The organism is Stenotrophomonas sp. HMWF003 (genome assembly GCF_003061285.1).
In the GTDB taxonomy this organism is placed as follows: Bacteria; Pseudomonadota; Gammaproteobacteria; order Xanthomonadales; family Xanthomonadaceae; genus Stenotrophomonas; species Stenotrophomonas maltophilia_AP.
Genome location: NZ_QAIW01000377.1, coordinates 1 through 1,867 on the forward strand (window position 1 = coordinate 1; position 1,867 = coordinate 1,867).

The window sequence follows — 1,867 nt, forward strand, 5'->3', positions numbered from 1 at the left end:
CCGGCACCCAGCACCAGCACGCGGGCATCGACCGGCGCCGATTCGGCCAGCAGCTGCGTGCACATCCGCTGCAGGTCGGCGAACCCCGGCACCAGCCGGGGTGGGCGTTCTGCGTAGCGGGCCACGGCATCGGGGTCGGCGTAGGCATCCATCGGGCGCACCTCATTTCATGTAACTTACATAGTTACATTAACGCCGGTCGCGCGCGATGTCACCCGCCGGTGTACTGCGCCTCGCTGACCTGCTCCATCCAGGTCACCGGTGAGCCGTCGACTGCTTCGGCGATGGCGATATGGGTCATGGCCACCGTCGCCTTGGCACCGTGCCAGTGCTTCACCCCCGGCGCGATCCACACGACGTCGCCGGGCCGGATCTCCTGCACCGGCTTGCCCCACTCCTGCACGCTGCCCACCCCGGCGGTGACGATCAGGGTCTGCCCGAGCGGATGGGTGTGCCAGGCTGTGCGCGCCCCGGGCTCGAAGGTCACCGTGGCGCCACCCACGCGGGCCGGTGCGGCACGCTGGAACGGCGCATCGATGCGCACCGTGCCGGTGAAATAGTCGGCCGGGCCGGCCGCCGATGGGGTATTGCCGGCGCGGGCGATCTGGATCGAGGCTGGGTCGACCGGGGCCGTGGCGGCCACCATCGACAGCAGCGAACTGCTCAACAGGTTCATGCGGAACTCCTCGGCGTGGAAATCGGACCGGCCCACTGTAGTCCCTGTCGCCGCCGCCACTGCCTGCCCAGGCGCGCATGCAGCCATGAGCCGTAATCATCAATCGTCGACGAGGAGCGCCTTGTGCTCACCAGTGGCGCGCGCCCATGATGGACCCGCATGAATCGCATGCGCGCCGGACACTGCAATGGCCCGCGAAAACTTCAACGACCTGCAGGTGTTCGTCACCGTGGCCCGCGAGCGCAGCTTCACCCGGGCCGCCGCCCAGCTCGGCGTCTCGCAGTCCGCGCTGAGCCACACCGTGCGCGGGCTGGAAGAGCGCCTGGGCGTGCGCCTGCTCACCCGCACCACGCGCAGCGTGTCGATGACCGAGGCCGGTGAACGCCTGTACGACACCGTCGCCCCGCGCATGCAGGAGATCGAGGCCGAGTTGGTGGCCATCAGCGACTACCGCGACCATCCGGCCGGCACCATCCGCATCACCACCGCCGAACACGCGGCCAACAGCATCCTCTGGCCCCGTCTGAGCGCGATACTGCCGGCCTACCCCGACCTGCGCGTGGAGCTCACCGTCGACTACGGCCTGGCCGACATCGTGGCGCAGCGGTACGACATCGGCATCCGCCTGGGCGGACGCGTCGCCAACGACATGATCGCGGTGCCGATCAGCGGCCCGCAGCGCATGGCGATCGTGGCCAGTCCGGCCTACTTCGTCCACCACGTCGCACCGCAGGTGCCGACGGACCTGGCCGCGCACAACTGCATCGGGCTGCGCCTGCCCACCCATGGCGGGCTGATGGTGTGGGACCTGCAGAAGGACGGCCAGGACGCCAACGTGCGCGTGGACGGGCAATGGACGTTCAACGGCAGCAGCGCCATCCTGCGCGCCGCCCTGGCCGGCGCCGGCCTGGCCTACCTGCCCGAAGACATGGTGCTGGACCACCTGCAGGCCGGTCGCCTGCGCCGCGTCATGGAGGACTGGTGCGACGTGTTCGACGGCTACTACGCCTACTACCCCAGCCGCCGCCAATCCTCCAGCGCACTGCGCGTGGTCATCGACGCCCTGCGCGCAGACCGGTAGAGCCGACCGTTGTTCGGCTGTCGCAGGGCCAGCCGGGTAGAGCCGACCGTTGGTCGGCTGTCGCGGTGCCAGCCGGGTAGAGCCAACCGTTGGTCGGCTGTCGCGGTGCC

Annotated in this window: 2 protein-coding genes; one reads left to right on the forward strand and one right to left on the reverse strand. The window is 69.7% G+C overall.

What is annotated here, in order from left to right; genetic code table 11:
• Window positions 1–211 precede the first annotated feature (211 nt).
• The gene (locus DBR34_RS15980; protein ID WP_128097530.1) at window positions 212–676 is read right to left on the reverse strand and encodes a cupin domain-containing protein; all 465 of its coding nucleotides are present in this window, start codon (window positions 674–676) and stop codon (window positions 212–214) included.
• Between the two features lie 187 nt (window positions 677–863).
• On the opposite strand from DBR34_RS15980, the gene DBR34_RS15985 reads away from it, so the two are divergent.
• A complete protein-coding gene (locus DBR34_RS15985) occupies window positions 864–1,757 on the forward strand; it encodes a LysR family transcriptional regulator (RefSeq protein ID WP_128097531.1) in 894 nt (297 codons plus the stop codon).
• Window positions 1,758–1,867: the final 110 nt, after the last annotated feature.

Bases quoted from the DNA above. Each gene is read 5' to 3' on its own strand.
- DBR34_RS15980 (WP_128097530.1), bottom strand. From the start codon at position 676: ATGAACCTGTTGAGCAGTTCGCTGCTGTCGATGGTGGCCGCCACGGCC.
- DBR34_RS15985 (WP_128097531.1), top strand. From the start codon at position 864: ATGGCCCGCGAAAACTTCAACGACCTGCAGGTGTTCGTCACCGTGGCC.